Annotated in this window: 19 protein-coding genes and 1 pseudogene; 11 read left to right on the top strand and 9 right to left on the bottom strand. The window is 61.3% G+C overall.

The features are described from left to right. Nucleotides 1-120 precede the first annotated feature (120 nt). The gene (locus tag NATGR_RS16230) at nucleotides 121-867 is read left to right on the top strand and encodes a helix-turn-helix domain-containing protein (protein ID WP_005576925.1); all 747 of its coding nucleotides are present in this window, start codon (nucleotides 121-123) and stop codon (nucleotides 865-867) included. 92 nt (nucleotides 868-959) lie between these two features. Here the strand turns inward: NATGR_RS16230 and NATGR_RS16225 are convergent, their stop codons facing one another. Next, nucleotides 960-1,145, bottom strand: coding sequence for a DUF5786 family protein (locus NATGR_RS16225; RefSeq protein WP_015233817.1), 186 nt, complete (start codon nucleotides 1,143-1,145; stop codon nucleotides 960-962). 825 nt (nucleotides 1,146-1,970) lie between these two features. Between NATGR_RS16225 and glmS the strand changes: the two genes are divergently transcribed. Further along, nucleotides 1,971-3,785 carry a glutamine--fructose-6-phosphate transaminase (isomerizing) gene (glmS, locus tag NATGR_RS16220; protein ID WP_005576929.1) on the top strand — a complete coding sequence of 605 codons (1,815 nt, stop codon included), beginning with the start codon at nucleotides 1,971-1,973 and terminating at the stop codon, nucleotides 3,783-3,785. Nucleotides 3,786-4,094: 309 nt separating this feature from the next. On the opposite strand, the gene glmU is transcribed toward glmS, so the two are convergent. Next, a complete protein-coding gene (glmU, locus tag NATGR_RS16215) occupies nucleotides 4,095-5,276 on the bottom strand; it encodes a bifunctional sugar-1-phosphate nucleotidylyltransferase/acetyltransferase (RefSeq protein WP_005576931.1) in 1,182 nt (393 codons plus the stop codon). 355 nt (nucleotides 5,277-5,631) lie between these two features. Here glmU and NATGR_RS16210 point away from each other — a divergent pair, with 355 nt between their 5' ends. Further along, nucleotides 5,632-5,841 carry a DUF7563 family protein gene (locus tag NATGR_RS16210; protein WP_005576934.1) on the top strand — a complete coding sequence of 70 codons (210 nt, stop codon included), beginning with the start codon at nucleotides 5,632-5,634 and terminating at the stop codon, nucleotides 5,839-5,841. Between the two features lie 39 nt (nucleotides 5,842-5,880). Here the strand turns inward: NATGR_RS16210 and glmM are convergent, their stop codons facing one another. Then, nucleotides 5,881-7,224 carry a phosphoglucosamine mutase gene (gene glmM, locus NATGR_RS16205; protein ID WP_005576936.1) on the bottom strand — a complete coding sequence of 448 codons (1,344 nt, stop codon included), beginning with the start codon at nucleotides 7,222-7,224 and terminating at the stop codon, nucleotides 5,881-5,883. Between the two features lie 208 nt (nucleotides 7,225-7,432). Between glmM and NATGR_RS16200 the strand changes: the two genes are divergently transcribed. Next, the gene (locus tag NATGR_RS16200) at nucleotides 7,433-7,714 is read left to right on the top strand and encodes a MarR family transcriptional regulator (protein WP_005576937.1); all 282 of its coding nucleotides are present in this window, start codon (nucleotides 7,433-7,435) and stop codon (nucleotides 7,712-7,714) included. Nucleotides 7,715-7,720: 6 nt separating this feature from the next. Here NATGR_RS16200 and NATGR_RS16195 read toward each other — a convergent pair whose 3' ends face one another. From NATGR_RS16195 to NATGR_RS16185, 3 genes are all read right to left on the bottom strand, one after another. Next, complete coding sequence (locus tag NATGR_RS16195; protein WP_005576940.1) at nucleotides 7,721-8,731, bottom strand: lipid II:glycine glycyltransferase FemX; 1,011 nt, start codon at nucleotides 8,729-8,731, stop codon at nucleotides 7,721-7,723. Next, nucleotides 8,728-10,356: an alkaline phosphatase family protein gene (locus NATGR_RS16190; protein ID WP_005576942.1), complete on the bottom strand. Its 1,629-nt coding sequence runs from the start codon at nucleotides 10,354-10,356 to the stop codon at nucleotides 8,728-8,730. The genes NATGR_RS16195 and NATGR_RS16190 overlap by 4 nt, the downstream gene beginning before the upstream one ends. Nucleotides 10,357-10,475: 119 nt before the next feature. Beyond that, complete coding sequence (locus NATGR_RS16185; RefSeq protein WP_005576945.1) at nucleotides 10,476-12,191, bottom strand: ATP-binding protein; 1,716 nt, start codon at nucleotides 12,189-12,191, stop codon at nucleotides 10,476-10,478. Between the two features lie 329 nt (nucleotides 12,192-12,520). Between NATGR_RS16185 and NATGR_RS16175 the strand changes: the two genes are divergently transcribed. The 5 genes and pseudogenes from NATGR_RS16175 to NATGR_RS16155 all read left to right on the top strand — a co-directional run bounded on the left by NATGR_RS16175 (nucleotide 12,521) and on the right by NATGR_RS16155 (nucleotide 18,317). Further along, nucleotides 12,521-14,302: a C69 family dipeptidase gene (locus tag NATGR_RS16175; protein ID WP_139222420.1), complete on the top strand. Its 1,782-nt coding sequence runs from the start codon at nucleotides 12,521-12,523 to the stop codon at nucleotides 14,300-14,302. 181 nt (nucleotides 14,303-14,483) lie between these two features. Continuing rightward, entirely contained in the window at nucleotides 14,484-14,936 is a 453-nt protein-coding gene (locus NATGR_RS16170) for a pyridoxamine 5'-phosphate oxidase family protein (RefSeq protein WP_005576951.1), read from the top strand. A gap of 60 nt (nucleotides 14,937-14,996) precedes the next feature. Continuing rightward, a pseudogene (locus NATGR_RS16165) lies at nucleotides 14,997-15,818 on the top strand (IS5 family transposase). A 67-nt stretch (nucleotides 15,819-15,885) separates the two neighbouring features. Next, nucleotides 15,886-16,566, top strand: a complete 681-nt coding sequence (locus tag NATGR_RS16160) for an IS6 family transposase (RefSeq protein ID WP_049887875.1) — start codon at nucleotides 15,886-15,888, stop codon at nucleotides 16,564-16,566. A gap of 707 nt (nucleotides 16,567-17,273) precedes the next feature. Further along, nucleotides 17,274-18,317, top strand: coding sequence for an NAD(P)/FAD-dependent oxidoreductase (locus NATGR_RS16155; RefSeq protein WP_005576954.1), 1,044 nt, complete (start codon nucleotides 17,274-17,276; stop codon nucleotides 18,315-18,317). A 50-nt stretch (nucleotides 18,318-18,367) separates the two neighbouring features. Here the strand turns inward: NATGR_RS16155 and NATGR_RS16150 are convergent, their stop codons facing one another. Then, entirely contained in the window at nucleotides 18,368-18,826 is a 459-nt protein-coding gene (locus NATGR_RS16150) for a response regulator (RefSeq protein ID WP_005576956.1), read from the bottom strand. Nucleotides 18,827-18,905: 79 nt separating this feature from the next. Further along, nucleotides 18,906-20,126, bottom strand: coding sequence for a M24 family metallopeptidase (locus NATGR_RS16145; RefSeq protein ID WP_005576958.1), 1,221 nt, complete (start codon nucleotides 20,124-20,126; stop codon nucleotides 18,906-18,908). An 80-nt stretch (nucleotides 20,127-20,206) separates the two neighbouring features. Here NATGR_RS16145 and NATGR_RS16140 point away from each other — a divergent pair, with 80 nt between their 5' ends. Continuing rightward, complete coding sequence (locus NATGR_RS16140) at nucleotides 20,207-21,379, top strand: LolA family protein (protein WP_005576960.1); 1,173 nt, start codon at nucleotides 20,207-20,209, stop codon at nucleotides 21,377-21,379. 88 nt (nucleotides 21,380-21,467) lie between these two features. Here NATGR_RS16140 and NATGR_RS16135 read toward each other — a convergent pair whose 3' ends face one another. Then, nucleotides 21,468-22,571, bottom strand: a complete 1,104-nt coding sequence (locus NATGR_RS16135) for an IS630-like element ISNagr8 family transposase (RefSeq protein WP_015233380.1) — start codon at nucleotides 22,569-22,571, stop codon at nucleotides 21,468-21,470. 66 nt (nucleotides 22,572-22,637) lie between these two features. Here NATGR_RS16135 and NATGR_RS16130 point away from each other — a divergent pair, with 66 nt between their 5' ends. Beyond that, nucleotides 22,638-23,522, top strand: a complete 885-nt coding sequence (locus tag NATGR_RS16130; protein WP_015233814.1) for an IS1595-like element ISNagr6 family transposase — start codon at nucleotides 22,638-22,640, stop codon at nucleotides 23,520-23,522. Nucleotides 23,523-23,722: the final 200 nt, after the last annotated feature.

Raw genomic sequence — 23,722 nt, 5'->3', positions numbered from 1 at the left:
TTGATGTCGTTCGCCAAATTGGTTCCGTGTATAGCGTCTACTACCATACGTCCAGCGTCGCATCCTCTATTCGATGAGTGAGTCCCCGGTAACGAGTGATTACAACTGTCGTCCAGCAGGATGGCGGATGACGTCGTGAGCATCGACATCGCAGACACCGGCACTGGGAGCCGCCACGACCGAGACCGGAAGCGAACACCCGTCCGGTCCCGTGCCGACGGCGGCGTCGTCGCTCAACTCCGACTCGACCATCCGGACCTCTTCTTGCGGTCGACGCTGCGGCGGGCACCCGACGTCTCGATCGAACTCGAGTACTGGACTGCCGTCGGCGACCGGACACTCGTCTTCCTGACAGCCTCCGGAGACACGTTCGACGAGTTCGAGTCGGCTCTCGAGGTCGATCCGACCGTCGCCGACCCCGTTTTGCTCGATTGCTATCCCGACAGGCGGATTTATCGCGTCGAAATCGACGACGCCACGGTCACGGGGGTCGACCGCCTCGCTGCGATCGGGGCGTACGTTCTCGCGTACTCGAGTTGTCAGAACGGCGATAGCTACGGCTGGCAGATCCAGCTTCGGTTCCCGAGCCGGGAGGATCTGGTCGAGTTCAACAGCTACTGTGACGATCGGGGCATTTCTGTGACTGTCGACCACCTTCGCGTCTCCGACGACGGCGACGATGGTGTCGTTGCGCTGACCGAGAAGCAACAGGACTTGTTGACGGCCGCCTATGAGGAAGGGTACTTCGACGTGCCACGGGACATCTCCCAGGACGAACTGGCACAGCGGTTCGACATCTCGAAATCGGCGGTCTCCCAGCGGCTCCGCCGGGCGGTCCGGGAGCTCTGTGGCGCGGCGCTGTCCTGACACCGGCTGCTGGAAGTCACTGCCGAAGCAACCACGACCCGAAGCGACTCGACCGATCGGTACAGCAACCCGTCCGAAGCGAGGAAAAGAGCTTACTCGTCGTCTTCGTCGTCTTTCATCGCTCCGAGTTGCGAGACGAGTTCGTCGGTCGAGGCGTCTGACTCGAACGACATCTCGCCGTCGTGGTCGTTCTGGTGGACGTTGACGGCTTCGACGTCGTCCTCGTCGTCTGCCGCCTGCTGCTGTTGTTCGGATTCGTCGTAGCTACCAAAACCCATACGCTCACGACGACGACGGCACTGAAATGTGTAGCGGTTCGCTACGACCCCGACCCGCGTTATCACGGTCCTGTCACTCCCACTAGAATCGGGCCACGGCCGGCCACACTCGAGTGTTCGCTGTCTCGGACGGACGGTGACGAACGACGATGACAGACGCGTCGTTACCCGACCGCACAACTCGTCGAGTTCGAGACGCCAGCGGCCGTCGCCCGGTGCGGTGACGTCGTCGATTGCCCTGGACTCGAGCGTCGGCGGGAACTCCCCACGTCGTCGACCGATTCGAACTCGACCCGCGGTTCGCTCCAGCACGTTCGAGCGCCGACGGTAGCCACGCGGTATCTCCAGCGTACGGCTCCGCTATCGCCGCCAGTGCCCCAGCCGTGTGCCCGGCGAACGGTCGCTCTGGAACCGGAACAGAGTCGCCGTTTTCGACTCGTTTATCGCCTGTACCCTTCGACTGAAACACTGTTCGCTTGACATACCCTCGAGAGACGCCGACTGAGAGACAGATCGTGGCGCTATACTGATTTTTTATGGTCGAGCGTCTAACAGATAGTCAGTATCCTGCTTGAGTTGGCTACATACGTCCGGATAGTCACAAACTATTCCGAACGAATTACCGCGACACTACCGCGTCTAGTAGCCTATCTATAGTAATGGGATTGGCCAGCCACTCGTTCGATCATGTCCAGGTATTGCATTGCCACTCGAGGAGTCCTCACGGGCGGGTGTCCGTCAGTGAGACGACTACGTTCGACGACGGCCCGCTCGGATTCGCGCGAGCGGCGTGGAACCACCACTCGAGACGGAGGTGGATAACCCATGTGTGGTATCATCGGTCACGTTGGTGACGGAGACGCGCTCGAAACGCTGTTGACCGGCCTCGAGAACCTCGAGTACCGGGGATACGATTCGGCAGGTATCGCCGTTCAGAACGGTTCCGGCATCGCCGTCCAGAAACGTTCTGGGAAGGTCGCGGAACTGAAAGACGCCGTGACGGAGACGAGTCTCGAAGGGGATGTTGGCATCGGTCACACCCGCTGGAGTACCCACGGGCCACCGACTGACGAGAACGCGCATCCACACACTGACTGCACGACAGATGTCGCCGTCGTCCACAACGGTATCATCGAGAACTACGCCGAACTCAAGTCCTGGCTTCGCGAGCGAGGCCACGAGTTCACTAGCGACACCGACACCGAGGTCATCCCACACCTGATCCAGTACCATCTGGACCAGGGAACAGACGACGAGACCGCGTTCCGTCGAGCGATCGACGAACTCGAGGGCAGCTACGCCGTCGCAGTGATGTTCTCCGGCGCGCACGTCCTCTATGCTGCCCGGAAAGGATCGCCACTGGTAGTCGGCATCGAAGACGACGAGTTCTTTCTCGCCAGCGACGTTCCAGCCTTCCTCGAGTACACCGACAGTGTGGTCTACCTCGAAGACGGGGACGTGGTCGTCGTCGACGAAGACGGCGTCGAGTTCACCGATCTCGACGGCGCATCGATCACCCGCGAACCCGAGACGGTCGACTGGAACCCCGAACAGGCCGGCAAGGGCGGATACGACCACTTCATGCTCAAGGAGATTCACGAACAGCCGACGTCGCTGTCCCAGGCGATCGAGGGTCGGATCGACCCCGCCGACGGCCACCTCTCTCTCGACGGGTTCGAACCGGACACGTTCGAGAGCGTCGAAGACGTCCAGCTCGTCGCCTGTGGTACTTCGTATCACGCGGCATTGTACGGCTCGCTTGCCCTGAACCGGGCCGGCGTCCCGGCGACCGCGCTGCTGGCGAACGAGTACAGCGTGACGTCTCCACCTGTAAGCGAGGACACGCTCGTCATCGCGGTCTCACAGAGCGGTGAGACGGCGGATACACTGAACGCGCTCCGGCAAGCCGACGAACGGGGAGCGGACACGCTCACCGTAACGAACGTCGTCGGCTCGACGGCTGCTCGCGTGGCCGACGACTCACTCTTCATCCGTGCCGGCCCCGAGATCGGCGTCGCCGCGACCAAGACCTTCTCCTCGCAGGCCGTCATGGTGACCCTGCTAGCCCAGCGGATCGCCGACGACGCGCGTGGCGACCCGCCTGCAGACCTCGAGTCGCTGCTGCCCGATCTCTCGCGAATGCCCGACGAGATCGATACCCTCCTCGAGACGTCCGACGCTGACGCGATCGCACGGGAGTACATCGACAGCCAGGCGTACTTCTTCATCGGTCGCGGACTCGGCTTCCCGGTCGCACTCGAGGGCGCACTGAAGTTCAAAGAGATTACGTACGAGCACGCCGAGGGCTTCGCTTCGGGCGAACTCAAACACGGGCCGCTCGCGCTCGTCACGCCCGAGACACCGGTCTTCGCCATTTTCACCGGCGAGGAAGACGAGAAGACGCTGAAAAACGCCGAAGAAACCCAGACTCGCGGTGCACCGGTGATCGCGATCTGTCCCGACGACCATCGGGCCGTCGAGGTTGCAGACGACCACCTCGAGATTCCGGAGACCGACTCGAATCTGGCCGGCCTCCACGCGAACGTCCAGCTCCAACTGGTCTCGTACTACGCGGCGGATCTGCTCGGCCGACCGATCGACAAGCCACGGAACCTCGCAAAGAGCGTCACCGTGGAGTGAACGAGTGCAGGCCGCGGAAGTCGGCACCGTCCGTAGCGGTGCTTGAGCCGTTCGACGACTAGTCGAGCCCGACTGCTCTCCGGTCTGTCAGAGACACCGAATACGAGCCGTCGGAGCCGCGGGACGCGACACCACCCCCGTAGCCCGCGTCCGAACGGTCCAAGCGAACGTGGCCCGTACTCGGAAACGATGTAATCGACGTTGGAGGAGTGTGTAGATCGCGCAACTGTGTGGTACCGATCGATACTCCTCCGTGTCGTACAACTCTTTCAGCCCCTATGAATTACACACCTGATACGTACGGGTCAGCTACCGGTCCCGTTCGACGACTTCGCCAGGGTCCGTCGTCGCCTCGTTCTCGAGTCGCAGCCCCGGCGTCAGACTCGAGTTGATACCAGTTTTCACTCCGTCACCGACGACGACGCCGAACTTTCGCCGACCCGTCGAGATGCGGTCACCTTTCACCGTATACTTCACGTCCGCATCGTCGTGGCGGAGGTTGGCCACGGTGGTACCGGCACCGAAATTGACGTTCCGGCCGAGAACACTGTCGCCGACGTACGAGAGGTGACTGACCGACGTTCCCGCCAAGAGCACGCTGTTTTTGATTTCGACTGCGTTACCGACCGAGACATCTTCACCGAGCAGCGTCGCACCCCTGACGTAGGCGTTCGGTCCGACGGTCGCTCCCGAGCGGATCAGCACTGGCCCCTCGATTACAGCACCAGGTTTCACCGTCGCCCCCGACTCGACGACGACGTTGCCCTCGAGATGTGCCGAACCGCTCACGTCACCGTCGACCCGCCGGTCCAATTCATCGAGTTTCAACTCGTTGGCCTCGAGGAGCTCCCAGGGACGGCCGACATCCATCCACCGCTCGAGCGTGACCGGCGTCACGGCGAACTCCTCGATGACGCGTGCGAGAACGTCCGTGATCTCGTGTTCGCCACGTTCGCTGGCCGACACGTCGAGCCACTCGACAGCCTTCGCGGGGAAAGCGTACGCGCCGGCGTTGGCGAGGTTCGTCGATGGCTCTGTAGGCTTCTCGACGATTCTCGAAACCGTTCCGTCGTCGGTACTGAGAACGCCGTAGCTGGCTGGATCGTCGACTTCGATCGCACAGACGGCCGGCCGCTGCTCGAAGAGCCGTTCGATCGCAGCGGGGTCGTACAGGTTGTCACCGTTGAGGACGGCGAACGGCCCCTCGAGGTGAGATCTGGCGACGTTGACTGCGTCTGCCGTTCCGTTTTGTTCGGACTGGACGGCGTACGAGACGGGAACGCCGCCGCGTTCGGAACCGAAGAACTCCCTGACTGGGTCGGCTTCGTAGCCGACGACCAGTACGATCTCGTCTGCACCGGCGTCGATCGCTGCATCGACCGCGTGGGCGGCAAGCGGTCTGTCTCCGACCGGCAGCATCGGTTTCGGGACCGTTTCCGAGAGCGGTCGAATCCGCGTTCCTTTGCCCGCCGCGAGAACGACTGCTTTCATGACCGCAGGCTACGACTATTTCCGGGATAAATATACAGCGGCTACTGGAGCCTCGCAAAACTCGACCCGCCGCCGTTTCACCCCTGCCTCTCTCGAGAGCAAAACGGCGACGGTACGTTCGACTCTCGCTGTCCGGCCCGACCGTCGCCGCCGACCGACTCGTTCGCCAGTCACTCGAGAGAGTAAAACGCGTGTTACGGGTAAGTAATTCGAAATTTCCCCGAGAAGAGACAGCGAGAGTCCGCTCTCGAAAAAGTCGTCGTCGCCGCCTCGAGACGAGGAAATCAGAGACTAACGAGATCGAATCGAGTTATGCACTCTATAGTAAATACCCTTCTGTGGCTACGGGTTGGTGATGTCGACGGATCCATCCGACGCGAAGTGGACGCCGATGACGACTCGAGAGCATACGAGTGCCCCCCGATGTGTCAACTGTGGCAACCAGGTCACCCGCCAGTTCGCCAAAGTGTTCGGTGACAACCGCGATGTCGTCCACGCGTGTCCGAACTGTGCGACGTATCGTGAGATGAAGACATCCGATTTTATCCCCGAGGACGCCAGATAACTGGTGGTCCGGCTGACTGACGGCCCGCCTCGAGTGAGTTCACGTCGCCGCTGACGCTTCTTCGACTGCACGCTCGACGATCGCAGTCGCTTCCTCGAAAACCCGATCGGCGGCCGTCCCGGTCCTCGCCTCTGCAGTAATTCGAACGAGCGGTTCGGTCCCGCTCGCCCGGATCAGGAACCAGCCTTCGTCGGTCTCGACGCGAACACCGTCCAGAGTATCGACCTCGTCGTACCGGTTTTCGACACGCGACCGAGCGGTGGCGACGATGTCGTCCTCGTTATCGACCTCGATCGAGGTCCGGCGGATCGGATACTGGTCGATCTCCGCGACGAGTTCCGACAGCGGTCCGTGGCTCGCGACCAGTTCGACGAGTTTGGCGGCGGCAAGCGGGCCGTCTGGACAGCGGGTCTCCGAGGGCCAGATCCAGGCACCGCTCGGCTCACCACCGAAGACGACAGCGTCTTCGATCGTCCGTTCTGCGACGTAGACGTCGCCGACCCGGGTTCGCGTCACCGACGCGTCGACGGCAGCTACCGCGTCGTCGACGGCGAGACTCGTGTCGACGGGGGCGGCGACCCGCACCGTCTTCTCGTCGCGTGTCTCGACCGCAGCGCGTGCGAACAGCGCGAGGAGCGTATCTTTCGGGACGAACGTCCCCGTTTCGTCGACGGCCATCGTCCGGTCGGCGTCGCCGTCGTGAGCGATACCGAGTTCTGCGTCCGTGGTCTCGACGAGCGCCGCGAGCGTTTCGAGGGTCTCCGCGTTCGGCTCGCTCGGCCGACCGGGGAACGAGCCGTCGGGCTGTCCGTTGAGCGTCCGAACGTGACAGCCCAGATCGTCCAGCACCGCCGGCGTGATTCCGCCGGCACCGTTTCCAACGTCGACGACGACCGGTGGCGTCCGCTCGAGCGAGACCGCGTCGACGATCTGCTCGGCGTGGTGTTCCCGCACGTCGCAGTCGCGTCGCGTCCCGAGCTCGTCCCAGTCGACGGGATCGGCTGCCTTCTCGCGAATCCGGCGTTCGATCGCGTCCCGTTTGGCGGGGCCAAACGCCTGCCCGGACGGCGTCCAGAGTTTGAGTCCGTTGTCCGTCGCCGGATTGTGTGAGGCCGTCACGACGATCCCGGCGTCGGCCTCGAGTGGAGCGATCGACCGGGCGATCGTCGGCGTCGACTCGAGGCCGACGTCGACGACGTTGGCCCCACACTCTCGCAGTCCCGCTGCAACGGCGTCGGCAAACATCGTGCCGCTTTCCCGGACGTCACGCCCCAGGACGACGGTCTCGTACCCCTCGGAGGCGACCGCCCGCCCGACCTCGAGTGCGAGTGTCGCCGTCACGCCCTCGCCGACCGTCCCACGAATACCGCTCGTTCCGAACATACGGGTCGGTGGCGGCCCCAATCGCCTTACTATGCGGGGACTACCGTCCGGGATCACCTGCTTCCCGTCTGACACGCGACGGCGTCGAGACCGTCGTTTCGATGTGCCTGGGGCGGTGTTCCAGTTCACCGAACGGTAGCGCGAGCCTATCTTTCTGAACTGTCTGTGCGATATATACGACTCGCCAACGGAGGGCCGATAGTTACTCATGAGCGCCACCGACTCCGAGATCGACGCCGACGACAGCGACGGACGGAGCTCCAAGCCCACAACGCACGACTCGATCTCAGAACTGCCACCCAGCGCGAAACTCGTCTACAAGGTCCTCGAATACGAAGAGCCCCTGACACAGGACGAAATCACGACCGAATCACGGCTCTGTTCTCGTACCGTCCGCTACGCGCTCGACAAACTCGAGGGAGAAGACCTGGTCGCCAGTCGCGTCTGCCTCGAGGACGCCCGCCAGTCGAAGTACTGGATTCCAGAGTGAGAATCGCTACCGCAGCTTTCGGTACCGGTCGACGAGCAGATCCAGGCCGAACGCGCCGGCCGTGATCGTGTAGTTGGTCTCGAGACGCGGGTTGAACTTCGCCTTGTAGCGGTTGATGCTCGGCACGCCAGCGCCGACGAGGTCGTATCGGTCGAGTCCGTCCTCGAGTCCGTCACGCATGACGTGCCAGTCCAGGAGGTCGTTGATCGCGAGGTCGACGTCGGCGTCCGGCTTGACTCCACCCTGCCAGCGGTATCTGGTCGTGTCGGACTCGACGACGAGAATGCCGCCGACGAACTCGCCGTCGACGCGACAGACGTACGGTCGGATCGAACCGTCCGGTAGCGTCGTGTGGACTGACTGTGCAAAGTCCGGACTCAGGTGGAACGGCTGGCCCTGACTCTCGTAGCGACGGGCGACCTGGGCGACGATCCGGGCGACGTCTGCGTTGTCACCCTCCTCGACGACGTACTCGTCTTCGTCGGCGTTACGGACGTTGTTCCGCGCGTCGCTGCTGAACTGACTCGCCAACTCCTCCTCGCTCCCCTCGAGATCGACGACGTAGGTATAGCCTGGTTCGACGGTGTAGTCGTTCCAGACGAACGGGCGCACGTCCTCGAACTCCGCGGCGACGACCTTCGTGTAGACGGGCGAAATCTCGCGTTCGATCCACTCGATCGATCCCTCGAGAAAGCGCCTGATACGGCGATCAGCCTTGCGCTGTTTGAGTTTGTCGACGTTCAACGTCGCCGGACCGAGATAACACGACCACGAGCGCGGGGCCGGTGAAAACGCGCCGCTGACCGGGCCACGCTCGTACGCGAAGATCGGGAAGAGGCCGACCGCCTCCTGGCCCTTGAACCCGACCAGCAAGTGCAGCGTGGTGTCCGTGTCCGCAGCCTGAAGCCGCAACGCCTCCGCTCGGAAGAACGGGTTCGTGCTGTCCGACCGTTCGACGTATCGGTTCCACTCGTCGGCAGCCGTCCACGGATCGAGCGTCGTGACTTCGATGCTCATAGGTAGCCGAGATCGGAGAGTCGGTCTTCAACGACACCGTCCTCTGTGGCCGTCGGTGCGTCGGGTTCGTAAGCGGGATACTCCGTCTCCGGTCCCGCCTCGACGATCGGCAACGGTTCACCGTCCATCGCGGCGTCGATCGGAACGTCGAACAGCGCACAGATCGTCGGCGCAACGTCGAATATCGTCGGTTCTGAACCCTCGAGCGACCGATCCTCGAACGCTGGACCGGACGCCGCGACGATTCCCGTCCGCTTGTGGTTCCAGGGTTGTCTCGGTTCGCCGAACAACTCCGTTCCGAGGTCAGCGTCGACCGCGTTGTCGAACGCGGCTGGCACGGTCACGACGTCGGGTGCCTGCTCGAGGTGTGGACCCTCGAAGTACGTCTCGCGCGGTTCGACGGCCTCGAACATCGGCTCGCCGTCGGGCGTCTGGACGCTCGCCAGTTCCTCGATTACCTCCTCTCGAACTCGTTCGTACTCGACTTCGGGCACCACGCCGTCCGGTTCCCGTCCCTCGAGGTTGATCCGAACGCCGAGTTCGCTCTTCGAGCGCATGTACACCTGTGAGTTCGGAAAATCGACCTGTTCGCTGGCGGCCCGGATCAGGTCGTTCGGGACGCGACGACCGATCGACTCTTTGAGTCCGACGCGCTCGAGTGTGCCGGCGATCCGCTGAGTCGTCACGCCGAACCGCGCCGCGACGGTCATCGCCTTCTCCGGCAGACTCGTCTCGTACTGGCCGGCGTCTTCGCCCTCGAGAAGGTCGTTCTCCCAACTCTTCGACCAGGTAGGCATCCCGTTGCCGTCTTTGCGACTCGTCAGATAGCCGTTCTCGCGGAGGAACTCGTTGACCCGGAACTCGTGGCCCGAGACTTCCCCCATCCCGTGGTCGCTGACGATCAAAACGTTGTCCGGGTCTGTCTCCGCCAGCGTCTCCGCGAGTTGCCGGTCGACCGCGGCGTAGACGGCCTCGACTGCGTCCATGTCGCCGAGGCGTTCGTGGAAGACGGAGTCGGTTACCTGGAACTGCAGGAAGCCGAACTCGGGTTTCAGTCGCTGGCAGAGGTAGCGAAAGGCCGCCCCACGGCACTGGACGGTTCGTTCGTACCCCTCGATCGACCCGTCCGGTTCGGGACCGCTCTGGGGGTAGATCCGATAGTCGCCGACAGCCATCTCGACGTCCGCGAGGACGCCCTCGGGGTGGCAGTCGGGACCTTCGGGTGCAGTCATGCCTGGAATCAGTGCCCCGTCGAACTTGCGTGCCGGATGCGTGACTGGCAGATTGACGACGACGCTCGTGAAGCCGTGTTCGCTCAACAACTCCCAGACCGGCCGTTCTCTGACGTGACTCGAGTTGACGACGTTCCAATCGTAGCCGTCAAACGAGAGGAAATCGAACACGCCGTGCTTGCCCGGGTTCTTTCCCGTGTACAGTGACGGCCAGGCACTGGCCGTCCACGGCGGAATCTGGGACTCGAGTGGTCCGTCAACCCCCGACTCGAACACCCGCTGGATCGTCGGTACTGTCCCCGACTCGAACAGCGACTCGAGGACGGGCCGACAGGCAGCGTCGAGCCCGACGACGAGCACCTCGAGATTGGTTTCGGCGGTCGTATCCGTCATAGACCACCGGTTCGTGCGTTCGTGCTTTGTTATGCGAGCGTTTTAGGCCTGTAAGCTGGGTCTTCCATCGACGCTCGACGTCGTCGACTGTTCCGGTCGGTGAGACAAAAGACCGGAGGTCACTCCTCGACGGTCGAGAGCAGGTCCGATCGTACCTCGTCCGCGAGCGCGTAGGACCGGTCGTCTCGCCGGTCGAGAACCGCCTCGGTACGCAACTCCGAGAGGAGTCCTTGGACCGCGACGGTCGACCGATCGACGCGCGTCGCGATCGACTCCGTATCGAGCGGTTCGTCGCGCGCGAGGACCACGAGAACGTGCCGGGCCGTCTCGAGCGTACACTGGGACTGTTCGCTTGCTCGCTCGAGCCGATCCCCGAGTGGGCTCGACGCCACCACTTTGACGTGGGATTCGTCGACGGTCGACCGGTCCTGGTTCGGTTCCACCACGTCGTCGCCCTCGTCTGGCTCTTCGCCCGGTTTTTCCTCCGACTCTTCGTTCGGCCACGTGTAGCCAAACTCCAGGGAGTCGCCACCGACCTCGATGATCGCTTCCTCGTCGTCTTCGTTTACAGCCTCGAGGTCGCGGACTCGCTCGCGCAACCGCTGGTTTTCCTCACGGAGCTGTTCGATCGTCTTCGAGCGGTCCTCGAGTTTGGTCTCGAGGCGGTCGGCGTACTCCTCGTACTCCTCGAGTTCGATCCTGAGTTCGTCCCGTTGGTCCTCCAGGTCGACGATCTCCTCGTGGAGTTGGCGAACGTCCTCGCCGCCGGGTTCTTCCGGAAGCTGCGTCTGGATCGTCTCCGGCCGCGTCAACGCGTCGGCCATCTGCTTTGCGGCACTCGAGACGTCACGGGCCGACTCGAGTTCGGCCTCTAGGGTCTCGATGCGTTTTTCTTTCTTCTCGAGTTCGTTCTCGAGTTCGTGGACGCGGTCTTGCTCGCGCTCCTTTCGCTCGGAGATGCGCTCGAGGTCACCGACGAGGGAGTCGGAGACGGACTTGAGGTCTGGTCGTTCGAAGTCGTCCAGGCCCGGCGTCGCGCCGGCGTCGAAAGTCCGTTTGCGGCGAAACTGGACCTTTCGGACGTCGGCCTCGTCCCAGTCGGTCTGGACGAACGCCTGGCCGTCGTCGAGTTCTGAGACGCGTTCCGAGTACTCGGTGTCGATGATCCGCCCGACGACTTTCGTGTCGTTGTTCCAGGTCAGCCGGTGCCAGACGAGCCAGTTCGCCTGCGTGATGAAGTCTTTCTTGACGTCGGCCGGCCGCTGGCTGATTCCGACGATGCCCAGCCCGTGTTTCCGGCCGCGTTTGCCGATCTTGATCAGCAGTTTGCCCGTCTCGCCGACGCCGCCGCCCTCGGGGATGTACTCGTGGACCTCTTCGACGACCAACAGGAACGGCTTCTTGAGCTTCTTTTCCTTGACGAACAGCTGTCGGGCGACCTTCCGGAGCAGTTCGTTTGCTTCTTCCTCGTCGAGGTATCCCGAGACGTCCAGAATGATCGGGACGTTCTCCTCTAAGGCGAGTTCGGCCATCTGTTCGGCGTGTTCGGGACCGATCTGGATGTCACACTCCTCGTCGGCTCCCGCGTGGAGCATCTCGTACTCTTCTTTGAGCCCGTAGTACTCGCCGTCAGTGTCGACGATCAGCAGGGGGAAACCGGCCTCGAGCAGTTCCTCTGCGATGACGGAGGCCGTGTTCGACTTCCCCGACCCGGACTTGCCAGTTACGAAGCCGCGACCGGTCAACAGTTCGACGACGGGAAGAGAGAGGTCGTCGCCGTCGTCGGTTTCTCCGACGAGTATTTGCCGCCGTTGGTCGTCGGAGTCGGGGCTCACTGCTAGTTCACCCCGTCTCGTCGGCTCTGTCCGGCCGACCGCTCTAACCTGTGCTCGACGAACTCGCGTCGTACTGCGACCACGGCAGTCATGTTATCCGTACAGTCCGAACGAGATACCTTGAATATTGGCCCTGGCCAGCGATCCTCTGTCTTCTACGACCCGCAGAAAATATTGAATGATGGTGTATACTTCGAAACGAAATACGGACTCAGTTCGAAAATCTCTCACCTATTTGTAGTCTCCATAATTAAGAAGAGGACTTACGATAGTTTCGACTCGCTACACGACATGTGACAAAGAAAAAAATAGCCGTACTGTTCACGGTCATGATGGTATTGTCAGTGTTCGCACCGGTAGCCGCAGCGACACCGACAGAGACAGCCGACACTCCCGGAGAGGAGTACGCTGAACCGGAGCCAGTCACGGAGAACGAGCCTCCGGAGTACGCCGACTACAAGGACGATCGAGGTTGTACGATGATACTCGTCGGGAAAGAGGCTAGTGCCAGTGATTCAGTATTGATGTCCAGAACTGAGGACTACCACGGAAACTGGGCAAAACACCTGAAACACGTCCCGTCCGAAACCCACCCCGAGGGTGCGACGTTCGAAGCCTTCAACGGCCTCGAGTGGCCGCTGCCGGAGGAAACGTACTCGTACAACTCGGCACAGGACTGGACGACTGAATGGGGACTGTTCGAACAGTTTGCGATCAACTCCCAGGGTGTCGGCGTGACTGCGACGACGACGGTCAGTCTGAACGAGGACGCCGAAGAGGCTGACCCGCTCGTCGAGGACGGCATTCACGAAGCGAGTGTCGTCACGCTCGTAGCCCAGCGGGCCGACACGCCCGAAGAAGGTGTCGAACTGGTCGGCGAAATCGTCGAGGAAGAGGGTGTCACGCAGCCGTTCGGGATGGCGATCGGCGACGGAACGGACGTCTGGTATCTCGAGACCGCGAGTGGACACCACTGGGCCGCACACAAGATCCCCGACGACGAGTACTTCGTCGGAGCCAACGCGATGGTGCTCGGCGAAGTCGACCTCGACAGCCCGAACTACAAAGGGTCGGACGACTTGGTCGAGTTTGCAGCCGAGAACGATCTGTACGATCCTGAATCTGAGGACTTCCACCTCGCAAAGGCATACGGAACGGCCGACGACTACGCGTCGTACAACTACATGCGAGTCTGGGGCGGTCTCAACCACTTCGGCGTCGCCGACGGACCGTGGGACGGAGACGAGGTCCCCGGCCCCGATACAAGGGATTATCCGCTGACGGCGGAGCCGAAAGAGGAGATCACCGTCAAAGACGTGATGGACTACACCAGATACCACTATCAGGACACTGAACACAATCCGCTAGAAGCGGACGATCCGCCGCGAGCCGTCGGAACGACTTCGACGATCGAGTCACACGTCCTGCAACTCACCGACGACGAACCGACGCCGATCTCCGACGTCGCGTGGGTATCGATGGGCACGCCGCTTGCAAGCCCGTACGTCCCGCACTACCCCGCGCTCGACGAGTTCCCCGAACCGTATACGCAGGGCACGGACACGTACAGTGAAGACTCCGCATTCTGGCAGTTCAAGGCGCTTAGCAACCTGAAGTTCCTCGGCTACGACGAGATCGAGCCGATGGTAACGGACGAAATCGAATCGTTCGAGGATGCAGCGCTCGAGCGACAGGCAGAGAAAGAACAAACGGCTGCCGAGCTGTGGGAAGAAGACGAGACAGAGGCCAAAGAGTACCTCGCCGACTACTCGGAATCGCAGGCCTGGGAGGCGCTGGAACTTGCCTCCGATCTCGAGACGGAGATCCATACCACTATCGCGCAGATGGAAGGCTGGGAGATTGCAAACCCCAACGTCGATGCACAGCCGGAAGAGTGGGCGATGCCCGACGACGACGAGGAAGACACCGGTGTCGACGACGCTGACACCGAGACCGACGAAACCGCTACCGAAAACGGAGCAGACGACGAAACTGACGACGCTGCCGATACGACCCCCGTTCTCGGTGTTGGCGGCCTCGTCGCTCTTGCCGCGGCGTTCAGTGTTGCTCTCCTGATAATCCACCGTCGCAACGGCAAACCAGGCACATAACGGCCAGCGGAACCGACCCATCCGATTTTTGTAAGCCGGTCTCGAGGAGTTCAGACAATAGCGTCTGCTGCCGTGGCGGTCCCGGCCGACCGCACGATCCGTCTCACCACCTCGAGGGCGTTCGCTCCAGATCATCGAATTTTCCCGAACAGCTAAGGGCCTGAGACCCCCGATTATACCCATGTCGGATCTCCCCCCGAAGATCGGAACGGAGATGGGGCCGGAACGAAAACGCTCGTTCCTCGACTCGAAAGACAACGGCGTGTTGAGCATGGGGGCCGAAGACCGGGGGTATGGCCTCCCGGTATCGTACAGTTACGACGAGGACAACGACCGGCTCATCGTCCGATTCGTCAGCACGTCCGAGAGCAAAAAAGAGGCGTTCGCTGCTGCGTCGTCGGAGGTGACGTTGACAGTCTACAGCTACGAAGACGTCGACTCGTGGCAGAGCGTCATCGTTACGGGAACGATCCACGCAGTCAGTGAGGGCGACTTCTCCGATCGGTTCGCCCCCCTGTTCTTTCGACGGGAAGACGATTCGACGGACGCCGTCCAAATTGTCGACTCCGACGAGTTCGAGTCTACCTGGTACGAACTCCGGATCGACGATCTCTCCGGTCGGCACAGTAACTAGTACTCCGCGGCTCTGTTGAAATCCTTAGTGAGTTACAGATTCAGTCGGTAGTTTGAGCAGATGCAGCCCCTCCCAAAGTCTCGGTTGCTCTGATTTGTCGAGGAAGCATTTCAGTTAGCGAAACGTGCCGTAGCTCGATACTCCTCGAAGTTCTCGAAACAACGCTACACGCTCCATCAACACATCGTTCTCCTCTGTCTCACGGTTCGGAAGAACACAACCTATCGTACACTCCTCGACGAACTCATCGAAATGCCCCGTATTCGCAACGCGATCAATCTCACTGAACTCCCTGCTCCATCAACACTGTGCAAAGCGTTCGATAGACTCGATATGGCTGTCTGGCGAGTGCTGCTCAATCTCTCTGTTTCACTGCTCCTGACCAACGGCGTTGCGGGAATCGATGCTTCGGGATTCGACCGCAGTCACGCCTCAAAACACTACACGAAACGCGCCGAACTCACGATTCAGCAACTCAAAGTAACACTGCTGGTCGATTCCAAAGTGAACGCAGTCCTTGATTTACACGTGACGACGACACGAAAACACGATAGCCAGATCGCTCCGTCGCTGATCAAACGCAACCCCGAGACTATCGACATCCTGCTCGGTGACAAAGGCTACGACGACCAGAAAATCAGACGGCTTGCCCGTCAACACGAGATTCGCCCACTAATCAAGCATCGTGAGTTCACACCGCTTCACAAGGCATGGAATGCACGCTTAGACGCTGACCTCTACGGCCAACGGAGTCAATCAGAGACAGTCAACTCAACGCTCAAGCGGAAGTACGGTGCGTTCGTCCGTTCACGACGCTGGTGGAAGCAGTTTCGTGAACTCACCCTTGCGTGTCTCGTCCACAATCTCGACCGAGCACCATAACGATCCTTCCATAGGCACTGTCTAGATGAGAGTTTGAGGAACGAGCAGGTGGTGGCGAGAAGTGCTCGTGCAACTCGCCAACCTGCTCAAAGAGACCGTAGACGTAGATTGTGATGAGGTTTGGGAGAACGAGCGCACCCAGACACCCGTCAGGGTGTTCGGGGTGCGTCTCCATTCGATGGGATTATCGGTTCGAGAAGTCGTCGCAGTGCTCGAATTCCTCGGCATTGGCCGTTCTCACGGCGCGGTCTGGAACTGGACGCACAAACTCTGGGAGGCGCAGAGCGACCCGCCGACGGCAGCGTCGTCGCGGGTCGCGGTCGACGAGAAACAGATCGAGGTCGACGGCAAGACAAAGTGGCTGTACGCGACGATCGATACAGAATCGAAACTCCTGCTCGAAATTGACGTGTTCAGTCGCCGCGGGACTGACCCCGCGGCGGCGTTCCTACACCGTCTCATCGAGAAACACGAGATCGGCGATTCGGAGTTTCTTGTCGATGCTGGCGGCTATCTGACTCCCCTTGCACGCCACGACTTGAGCGGCCAGCTCAACTACAGTAATCGAAACCACGTCGAAAAGTGGGTTCAGACCGTCCCAATGCAGATCGACCGCTTTCACTCCTTCTGGCGGGGCAGTCCAACGAGCGCAAGACGGTGGCTGAGACGCTTCAGACATCATTATAACCACGATCGGCCGAATCAAGCACTCGATGGTCGAACACCAGCCGAGGAGGTGCTGAACTAGACAGTGCCTCCCGGACGAGTTTGTCGTACTCTCGAGGCATACGTCGGGATCGAACGCCTGGGCCTTGTAACTGGTCGGTTCTGTCGAGACAGATAATCGGGATTGGCTTTCTGCGAAAACTAGCTCGGGAGGCTCGAAACCAGTATCGATTCTTCCAGACAGTTCGTCCCCAATCATACGGATTACTGTAACGATTTACCGGCGCAACCGTCGCCCGGGTCGCGGTTGTGCCGGAAATGACTTACAGTAAACCGTATCAGTCGTCACCTGCTTTGGAAAGTGAGTCCGCTCTCGTGTGACCTTGCGTCCGCAACTATACAGCAGACAGGGTAGGAACCGAGAACAGGAGAATGATCGAGTCCATCGCGATGACTTTGTACGTCGGAATCGCAATATTCACTCTTGGACTCCCAACGTGGGTACTGATTCGGTAGAACCTGCAACGATGTGATGAAGAGACAAACAGTTAGTGAGTTGTCGAACAGGTTGGTAACAGGTCGAACGGTCGATGGCATACGTTCTCTGTCCTGATGGACGTCTGTTGATCGGCTGATTCGGCACAGCTCAGTTGAGGCCAACGAAGTCACTCCGCACTTGTGATCCCCCACACGGATTGCATCGCCGCCGTGCGATCAGGTGTCCAATAACTTGCCGTGGTTGCTAGAGTAGCACGAGAATACTTGGGCCAGCACACCACAGTGGCGACCATGAAACGGATCGGGGTCGTCGGCGCAGGTGCGGCTGCAGCAGCCGCGACGTACGTGCTCTCGGAAACCCTCGAGGAGGCCACTATAACGGTCCTCGAGAAGTCCGGTGGGCTCTGTGGACGTGCGGCGACGCGGCGTCGCGACGGCGTCGTCTACGACTACGGGGCCAACTACGTCAAATCCGCGGACGAACGAGTTACTGAACTGCTCACTGGGACGCTCGAGACGGACGGGCTGGTCGAGATCGACGAACCCATCTGGACGTTCGATCGCGACGGCGAGATATCGCCGGGCCGGGAGAGCGACGAGCACAGGTGGACCTACCGGCAGGGACTGACCCAGATCGCGAAACGGCTGTTCGACCGGACCGACGCGGACGTCTATCGGCGCATCCGCGTCGAGCGATTGCGCCGGGACGACGGCGTCTGGCGACTCGAGGACGACAGCGGGGAGGCGTGGGGGCCGTTCGATATCGTCTTGCTGAATCCGCCTGCACCCCAGACCGCTGCCCTCCTCCGCACAGCGGAGTGGGCTGCCGAACTCCGCGAGACACTGGTCGACGCCGTCGACGCCGTCCCTTACCGGACGATCTGGACCGGCGTTTTCCACTATCCGTTCGAACGCGACGTGCCGTACTACGCGCTAATCAACACCGACGAGGGCCACGAGATCGGCTGGATCGCACGCGAAGAGTGTAAACCCGGCCACGTCCCGGACGGCGAGTCGGTGCTGGTCGTCCAGGCAAGTCCCGAGTGGTCGACCGAGCACTACGACGCCGCTCCCGAAGAGGCACTCTCGGAACTGGCGGCGATCACGGCCGAGTTACTCGAGGACGACCGTCTCACCGACCCCGACTGGACAGACCACCAGGGCTGGCGGTACGCGCTGGCCGACGATGGCGCGGCCAGCGGCCCGCTTCGAAGCGCCGAGAGCGAGGGGCTGTACTGTCTCGGCGATTGGATCGCTGGCGAAGCACGAGTCCACGCCGCGTTGCGGAGCGGACTCGAGGTCGGCGAGCGGATCGCACTCGAGTCGGCCCGATAGCGGGCTGTGTCGGTGCCGTCGCAGCGACGACTCCGGTCGCTGGTGTCTCGTCACTCCCCGTCTGGCGGCAGTTCGACCAGCGCCAGCCAGAAGTCCTCGATGGCTCGAGCGATCGTGAGGAAGTCTTCGGGTTCGACCGGCTTCCGAATGTAGGCGTTCGCGTTCAGGTCGTACGACCGGAGGATGTCCTCCTCGGCGTCCGAACCGGTGAGGACGATCACGGGAGTCGGTCGAAGCTCCGGATCTGTCTTGAGTTCTGCTAGCAGCCCTCCACCGTCCCGGCTGGGAAGCCCAAGATCGAGAAGCACGAGGTCCGGCGACGGCGCGTCCTCGTAGTCGCCTTCCTGCCGCAAAAACGCGAGCGCCTCCGGACTGTCGGAGACGGCGTACACGGCGTTTGCGACGCTGCCGTCGGCGAACGCTTCCTCGAGCAACCGAACGTCGCCCGCACTCTGGTCGACGACCAGAATGACGGCCACGTTGCTCCCGTTCACGTCGATCGTTCCCATACCACTCCTTTGACGAGGACGAATATAGCTTGTTCAGTGGAAACGACAACAGAGAGCGGGTGACGGCAGTTGTGGCCGATCAACTCGTCGGCTCGAGTCCCACCCGGTAGTCGGTCAGGTTCTCGTAGCCGTCTTCCGTGACGACCACGAGGTCCTCGATGCGGACGCCGCCGACGCCAGGGTCGTAAAGACCGGGTTCGATCGAGATCACGTGTCCGTCCTCGAGTTCGCCGCCCGAAGGAGAGACGCTTGGCTGTTCGTGGACGTCCAGTCCGACGCCGTGGCCCGTGCTGTGGATAAAGCCCGTCTCGGTGTCGGGATCGCTGCGCAGGGTGTCGTAGCCGGCCGCTTCGATCACGTCACAGGCAGCGTCGTGGACATCCGCACCCGTAACGCCGGCCTCGACGGCCTCGAGTGCAGTCTCGTAGGCGTCGCGGGTGACTTCGTACCGTCGCCGGGCTTCCACGCCGGGGTCGCCGCGAGCAAACGTCCGGGTCATGTCCGCGTGGTAGCCCGTCTCCTTGCTCCGCGGGAAGATGTCGATCACGATCAGTTCGTCGGCCTCGAGTGGGCCGCTCCCGCGGTCGTGTGGGTCTGCACCGTCGACCCCGCAAGCGACGATGGTGTCGTCGAGGCCACAGCCGTGTCGGAGCAACGTGACTTCGATCTCCTCCGTGACGCGTTCGCTCGTCAGGGGGTCGCCGTCCGTGGTGAGCAGCGTTCCGTCGCCGGCCACGTCTGCACTGGCGATCAATGCTTCTGCACGAGCCATCGCGGCCTCGTTAGCGCGCTGGCTCTCCCGGATCGCCTCGAGTTCCGGTTCGGTCTTGATCGCGCGAATCTCCTCGACGACCCCCTCGGACTCGAGGTCGATTTCGATTCCATGATCACGGAGCCCGTCGGCTGTTCCCGTCGGGAAGTTCCGTGGGACCGAAACCGAGTCGACGCCATGATCCTCGAGAAACGCAGCGAGTGCGTGGATCTTCCCCTCGGCAGCGCCGTATTTCGCGACGAGTTCCCGATAGTCGTAGGCAGAGAGACGTGTGATGGTGTCTGCGTCGGCGTCCGATTTCGCGCGGCCGTACTCGAGTCCGGAGACGAGCAGGTGGACGCCGTCGTCAGTCACGAGCGTCTGGTACGGATCGGGCGCGGTAAAACCAGAGACGTACCGCTGGTCTGCGTCCGAGGCGTCGTCGTCGATCAAGTAACCGTCGACGCCAGCGGCGTCGAGATGGCATCGAAGCGGCGCAAGGTCGGTATCGACGTCTAACATACGAATCACTCCGGGCGGATAGAACATAGGTTCGTGGTTTCGAGAACGATGCCAGAATCGACTAGTGAACCCGTACACTTATCAACAATCGATGTAACCGAACCGATATGCGCCGCCGTCAGTTTCTCGCGACGAGCGCGCTCGGACTCGCGGGCTGTCTCGCAGTTCCTGCAGTCGATCCTGGCGGGCCGCCCTCGAGCGACGACTTACTTCGGGAGGCACTCGAGACCCGTACCAGGCTAACCGCGCTCGAGGCCCGGCGAACGATGACGATGACGACGGCGATGTCGACCGTCGAACGAACGGACCGGATCGTCCAGCGACCGCCCGGCGAACAGCGACTCGAAGTGCTCGAGTCAGACGACCCGGACACGCCACCAGGGACCGTCTCGGTCAGGAGTCGGGCGGTCACCTGGGAATCCTATCCGGAGGACGACGTGGTAACCGAGCGCCACCACCCGAATCGCGTCGTCGCCGACCGGACGCGACTCGTTCTCGAGGAGTTGCTCGAGAGATACGACCTGGACTACGAGGGCCACGACACCGTCAACGGGCGGACGGCCCACCGGATCGAGGCCGATCCCAACTCGGTCGAAATAGACCGCTCGATCGATCTGCTCGTCGGCGAGACGACCTATCGGATTCCGCTCGAGGAGACGCCGGTCGACAACCCAGAAGAGGCGACGGTTTCGCGATCGATCTGGATCGACGACGAGTATCGGTACCCCGTCAAGGAACGCAACGTCGTTCGAGACGCGGACGGCGAGATACTCCATCGCGTGACCGTCACCTACGAAGACCTCGCGCTCGATTCGGGGCTCGAGCGGGGACCCTTCAGCTACGAGCCACCGGCTGACGCCGAGGTCGTGGAGATCGGTACCGAACCGGAGGGAATCTTCGAGACTCGAGCGGCTGCGGAGAAACGAGCTCCCTACGAGCTTCCGGAGCCCGAGCTCCCCGAACCGTACGTCCTCGATCGGATCACGATCGTCGAGAAGGGCGAGGGGTTCGGCACCACCACGACGCAGTGGTACGTCGATCCCGCCCTGCCCGAACGGGAACTGTTCCTCGCGGTTCGAGAGGTCCAGCGATTCGAACCCGCAGTGCTCGAGGAAACCAACCTCGAGTTCGAGGGGAACACGGTGTACCACCGGGACGGGCGCATCGAGAGCCTGTTCTGGGACTGTGGTGGGCTGAACTACGAACTCTCGAGTCCGCTGGCGTCGGAATCGCTGGAGGAGATCGCGCCCTCCGTCGGCTGTCTCTCGAGCAGAACGTAAATATCCGTATCGCTCATGGGTAGAGGATTGTTGGTCAGCCCGCAGCAGTAGCTGAAAGTCGTGGCGGGCAAGGGTGGCGCGTTAATGATCAAGATAACTTTTGCAAATATGGACTGAGGAACTGGTCGATCCAAGACTTGGCGAATCCAAGTCGATCGGTGAGGGTGTTGAAGAGGCGGCGAGCGAGAGTGCGGAACGCGCTCTCGCTCGCCACGACGATTGGTGAAGCATTCCGTTTGAGCACTTTCCAGACCTGCTCGATTGGATTGAGATGCGGTGAACCGACCGGAAGAAAGACGAGATCGATACCGAGTTGATGTGCGCGCTTGCGCGTGTGCTCACAGATGTGAGACGAGAAGTTGTCCAAGACGAGCAGAATCCGCGTTCCCGGATTCTGCTCGCGGACCTCCTCCAATAGGGCACAGATGTTCTCTTTCGATTGATCTTCAGGAAAGGTCAGGACACTTTCGCCGTTGAGCGTATAGCACCCGACCGCTGGTTCGTCAAGCTTCACCAGCGGTCGTTCGAGTGTCGGATCATCGACGTACCACAGTCGATGCGAATTGTCGTATGGTTGCGGATGAGAAGCGTCACAAAAACCGACGATAGTTCCTCCATCTGTACAGATATCGTCGTCGAGAACCCAGCCTTCGTCCTCATCCTCGGGACGCTTGTTATGTGCTGTCTCTGTTTCCTCGTCGAACGCGTCTGCGACGCGTTCTTCGAGGATTTCATCTGCATTTTCTGGCCGTGAGGGACGTTTTGGACGTGGTTTAGCGTAAGACAGTCCGAGATTCCGGAGGAATCGACCGAGATAATCCGGATGGTACTCAACATCGAACTCTTCGTCCAAGAGCTGGTGAACTTCCTGTGCTTTCCAGGGCTGTCCCTCCCGGAGAAGTTCTAGAAGACACTCTTGTTCCTCGTCACCGAGCTTCGGGGGCCTTCCGCCCCCGAAGTTCGGTGTCAACTGACCCAGCCCGCCATCGTTCCATCGACGTGCCCAGCGACTTCCAGTCGACGCAGATTTCCCAACGTCGTCGGCTGCTTCTTCGTACGTTGCACCCTTGTAGAGACGTTTGACAAAGGTGAGCCGCTTGACGACCTTTGGATCGTCTGCTTCGTCCAGCAGACGATCCAACTCCTCCTCGCTCAGATGACGAACGAGCTCGCCCCGCCGGTCTCCTCCCATTACCCCGTTCGTCTTAGCCCACGCCCAAAACTTCTGTCACTCATTATCGCGCCACCCGACGAAAGCATGATTCCACTCAAGACGTTCGTCTCGGAGCGTCGCGCCGCGAACCTGCTCCGACAGGTTCGCTGGCGTGACGGCGTCTATTGCCCACGCTGCCGTGCCGAATCCGCGATTCGGTACGGCAGCTATCGGGTGTTTCAGCGATATCGCTGTAAGAATTGCGACCGCACGTTCACCGATCAGACCGGCACCGTCTTTGAACACTCAGCGGTCGAACTCAGGAAGTGGTTTCTCGCCGTCTACACCTACATCCGCTTCAACACCAGTCTTCGGCAGTTAGACGTAGAGATTGATGTCTCCTACAAAACAGTGTACCGGCGCGTCCAGCGCTTCCTGCGAGCGCTGGACGCGCCTCAGCCACAACTCGAAGGACCAGTCGAGATTGACGAACTGTACGTGAAAGCCGGACTCAAAGGCCGCGAGCGCGACCGTCCGTCGCGCTCGCGTGGCCTATCCACGCGCGGAAGAGGATCGTACGAACAGGACAAGCTACCCGTGTTCATTCTGGCTGATCGCGGCACTGGCGACCGCTACGTGATCCCAGCGAAAGCCGCTGATGAATCGACGATTCGACTCCTCCTTGCTGACCGTAAAGAGGAGTGGCTCACGGTCTATGCCGACGGCTTTCGAGCGTACGAACCGCTTGATGAGGACGACGCATTCGACCGCGAATACGTCGTCCACGGCGACGGCGAATACGCCGATGGAGACGTTCACGTCAATACCTGCGAGAGCCACGGATCGCTGGCGCGATCCTGGCTCTCGCCCCATCGAGGCGTCTCCAAGGACAAGCTCACGCCGTATCTCCGAGCCTTCCAGCTCCGTCGCCGCGTGTATCGAAAACCGGGAAAAGAAGCGCTGAAAACCATCCTCAAAACTGCGCTATGAGTCACCAACAATCTCCGCCACAAGAGCGTTGCTGGTTTACGACTCGTCGGCATGACGGACCGATGGCGTTCACGAGAACGGCGTTCTCGTGCAGCCCATCAGAAATCATTGATTTCCGTGGCTGAGACGGTTTGCTGTCTGAGTGAGTCAGGCGCTTCGTCGAACAAGTACCAACCCGAGGCACGCTGTCTGTGCACACG

This window comes from Natronobacterium gregoryi SP2 (assembly GCF_000230715.2).
Taxonomy (GTDB): Archaea; Halobacteriota; Halobacteria; order Halobacteriales; family Natrialbaceae; genus Natronobacterium; species Natronobacterium gregoryi.
Note: the sequence above shows the minus strand (reverse complement) of the source record. Positions and strands in the feature narration are given on the sequence as shown.

Bases quoted from the DNA above. Each gene is read 5' to 3' on its own strand.
- NATGR_RS16225 (WP_015233817.1), bottom strand. From the start codon at position 1,145: ATGGGTTTTGGTAGCTACGACGAATCCGAACAACAGCAGCAGGCGGCA.
- NATGR_RS16145 (WP_005576958.1), bottom strand. From the start codon at position 20,126: ATGTTCTATCCGCCCGGAGTGATTCGTATGTTAGACGTCGATACCGAC.
- NATGR_RS16190 (WP_005576942.1), bottom strand. From the start codon at position 10,356: ATGACGGATACGACCGCCGAAACCAATCTCGAGGTGCTCGTCGTCGGG.
- NATGR_RS16210 (WP_005576934.1), top strand. From the start codon at position 5,632: ATGTCGACGGATCCATCCGACGCGAAGTGGACGCCGATGACGACTCGA.
- NATGR_RS16200 (WP_005576937.1), top strand. From the start codon at position 7,433: ATGAGCGCCACCGACTCCGAGATCGACGCCGACGACAGCGACGGACGG.
- glmM (WP_005576936.1), bottom strand. From the start codon at position 7,224: ATGTTCGGAACGAGCGGTATTCGTGGGACGGTCGGCGAGGGCGTGACG.
- NATGR_RS16195 (WP_005576940.1), bottom strand. From the start codon at position 8,731: ATGAGCATCGAAGTCACGACGCTCGATCCGTGGACGGCTGCCGACGAG.
- glmU (WP_005576931.1), bottom strand. From the start codon at position 5,276: ATGAAAGCAGTCGTTCTCGCGGCGGGCAAAGGAACGCGGATTCGACCG.
- NATGR_RS16170 (WP_005576951.1), top strand. From the start codon at position 14,484: ATGTCGGATCTCCCCCCGAAGATCGGAACGGAGATGGGGCCGGAACGA.
- NATGR_RS16130 (WP_015233814.1), top strand. From the start codon at position 22,638: ATGATTCCACTCAAGACGTTCGTCTCGGAGCGTCGCGCCGCGAACCTG.
- NATGR_RS16230 (WP_005576925.1), top strand. From the start codon at position 121: ATGGCGGATGACGTCGTGAGCATCGACATCGCAGACACCGGCACTGGG.
- NATGR_RS16175 (WP_139222420.1), top strand. From the start codon at position 12,521: ATGATGGTATTGTCAGTGTTCGCACCGGTAGCCGCAGCGACACCGACA.
- NATGR_RS16155 (WP_005576954.1), top strand. From the start codon at position 17,274: ATGAAACGGATCGGGGTCGTCGGCGCAGGTGCGGCTGCAGCAGCCGCG.
- glmS (WP_005576929.1), top strand. From the start codon at position 1,971: ATGTGTGGTATCATCGGTCACGTTGGTGACGGAGACGCGCTCGAAACG.
- NATGR_RS16150 (WP_005576956.1), bottom strand. From the start codon at position 18,826: ATGGGAACGATCGACGTGAACGGGAGCAACGTGGCCGTCATTCTGGTC.
- NATGR_RS16140 (WP_005576960.1), top strand. From the start codon at position 20,207: ATGCGCCGCCGTCAGTTTCTCGCGACGAGCGCGCTCGGACTCGCGGGC.
- NATGR_RS16135 (WP_015233380.1), bottom strand. From the start codon at position 22,571: ATGGGAGGAGACCGGCGGGGCGAGCTCGTTCGTCATCTGAGCGAGGAG.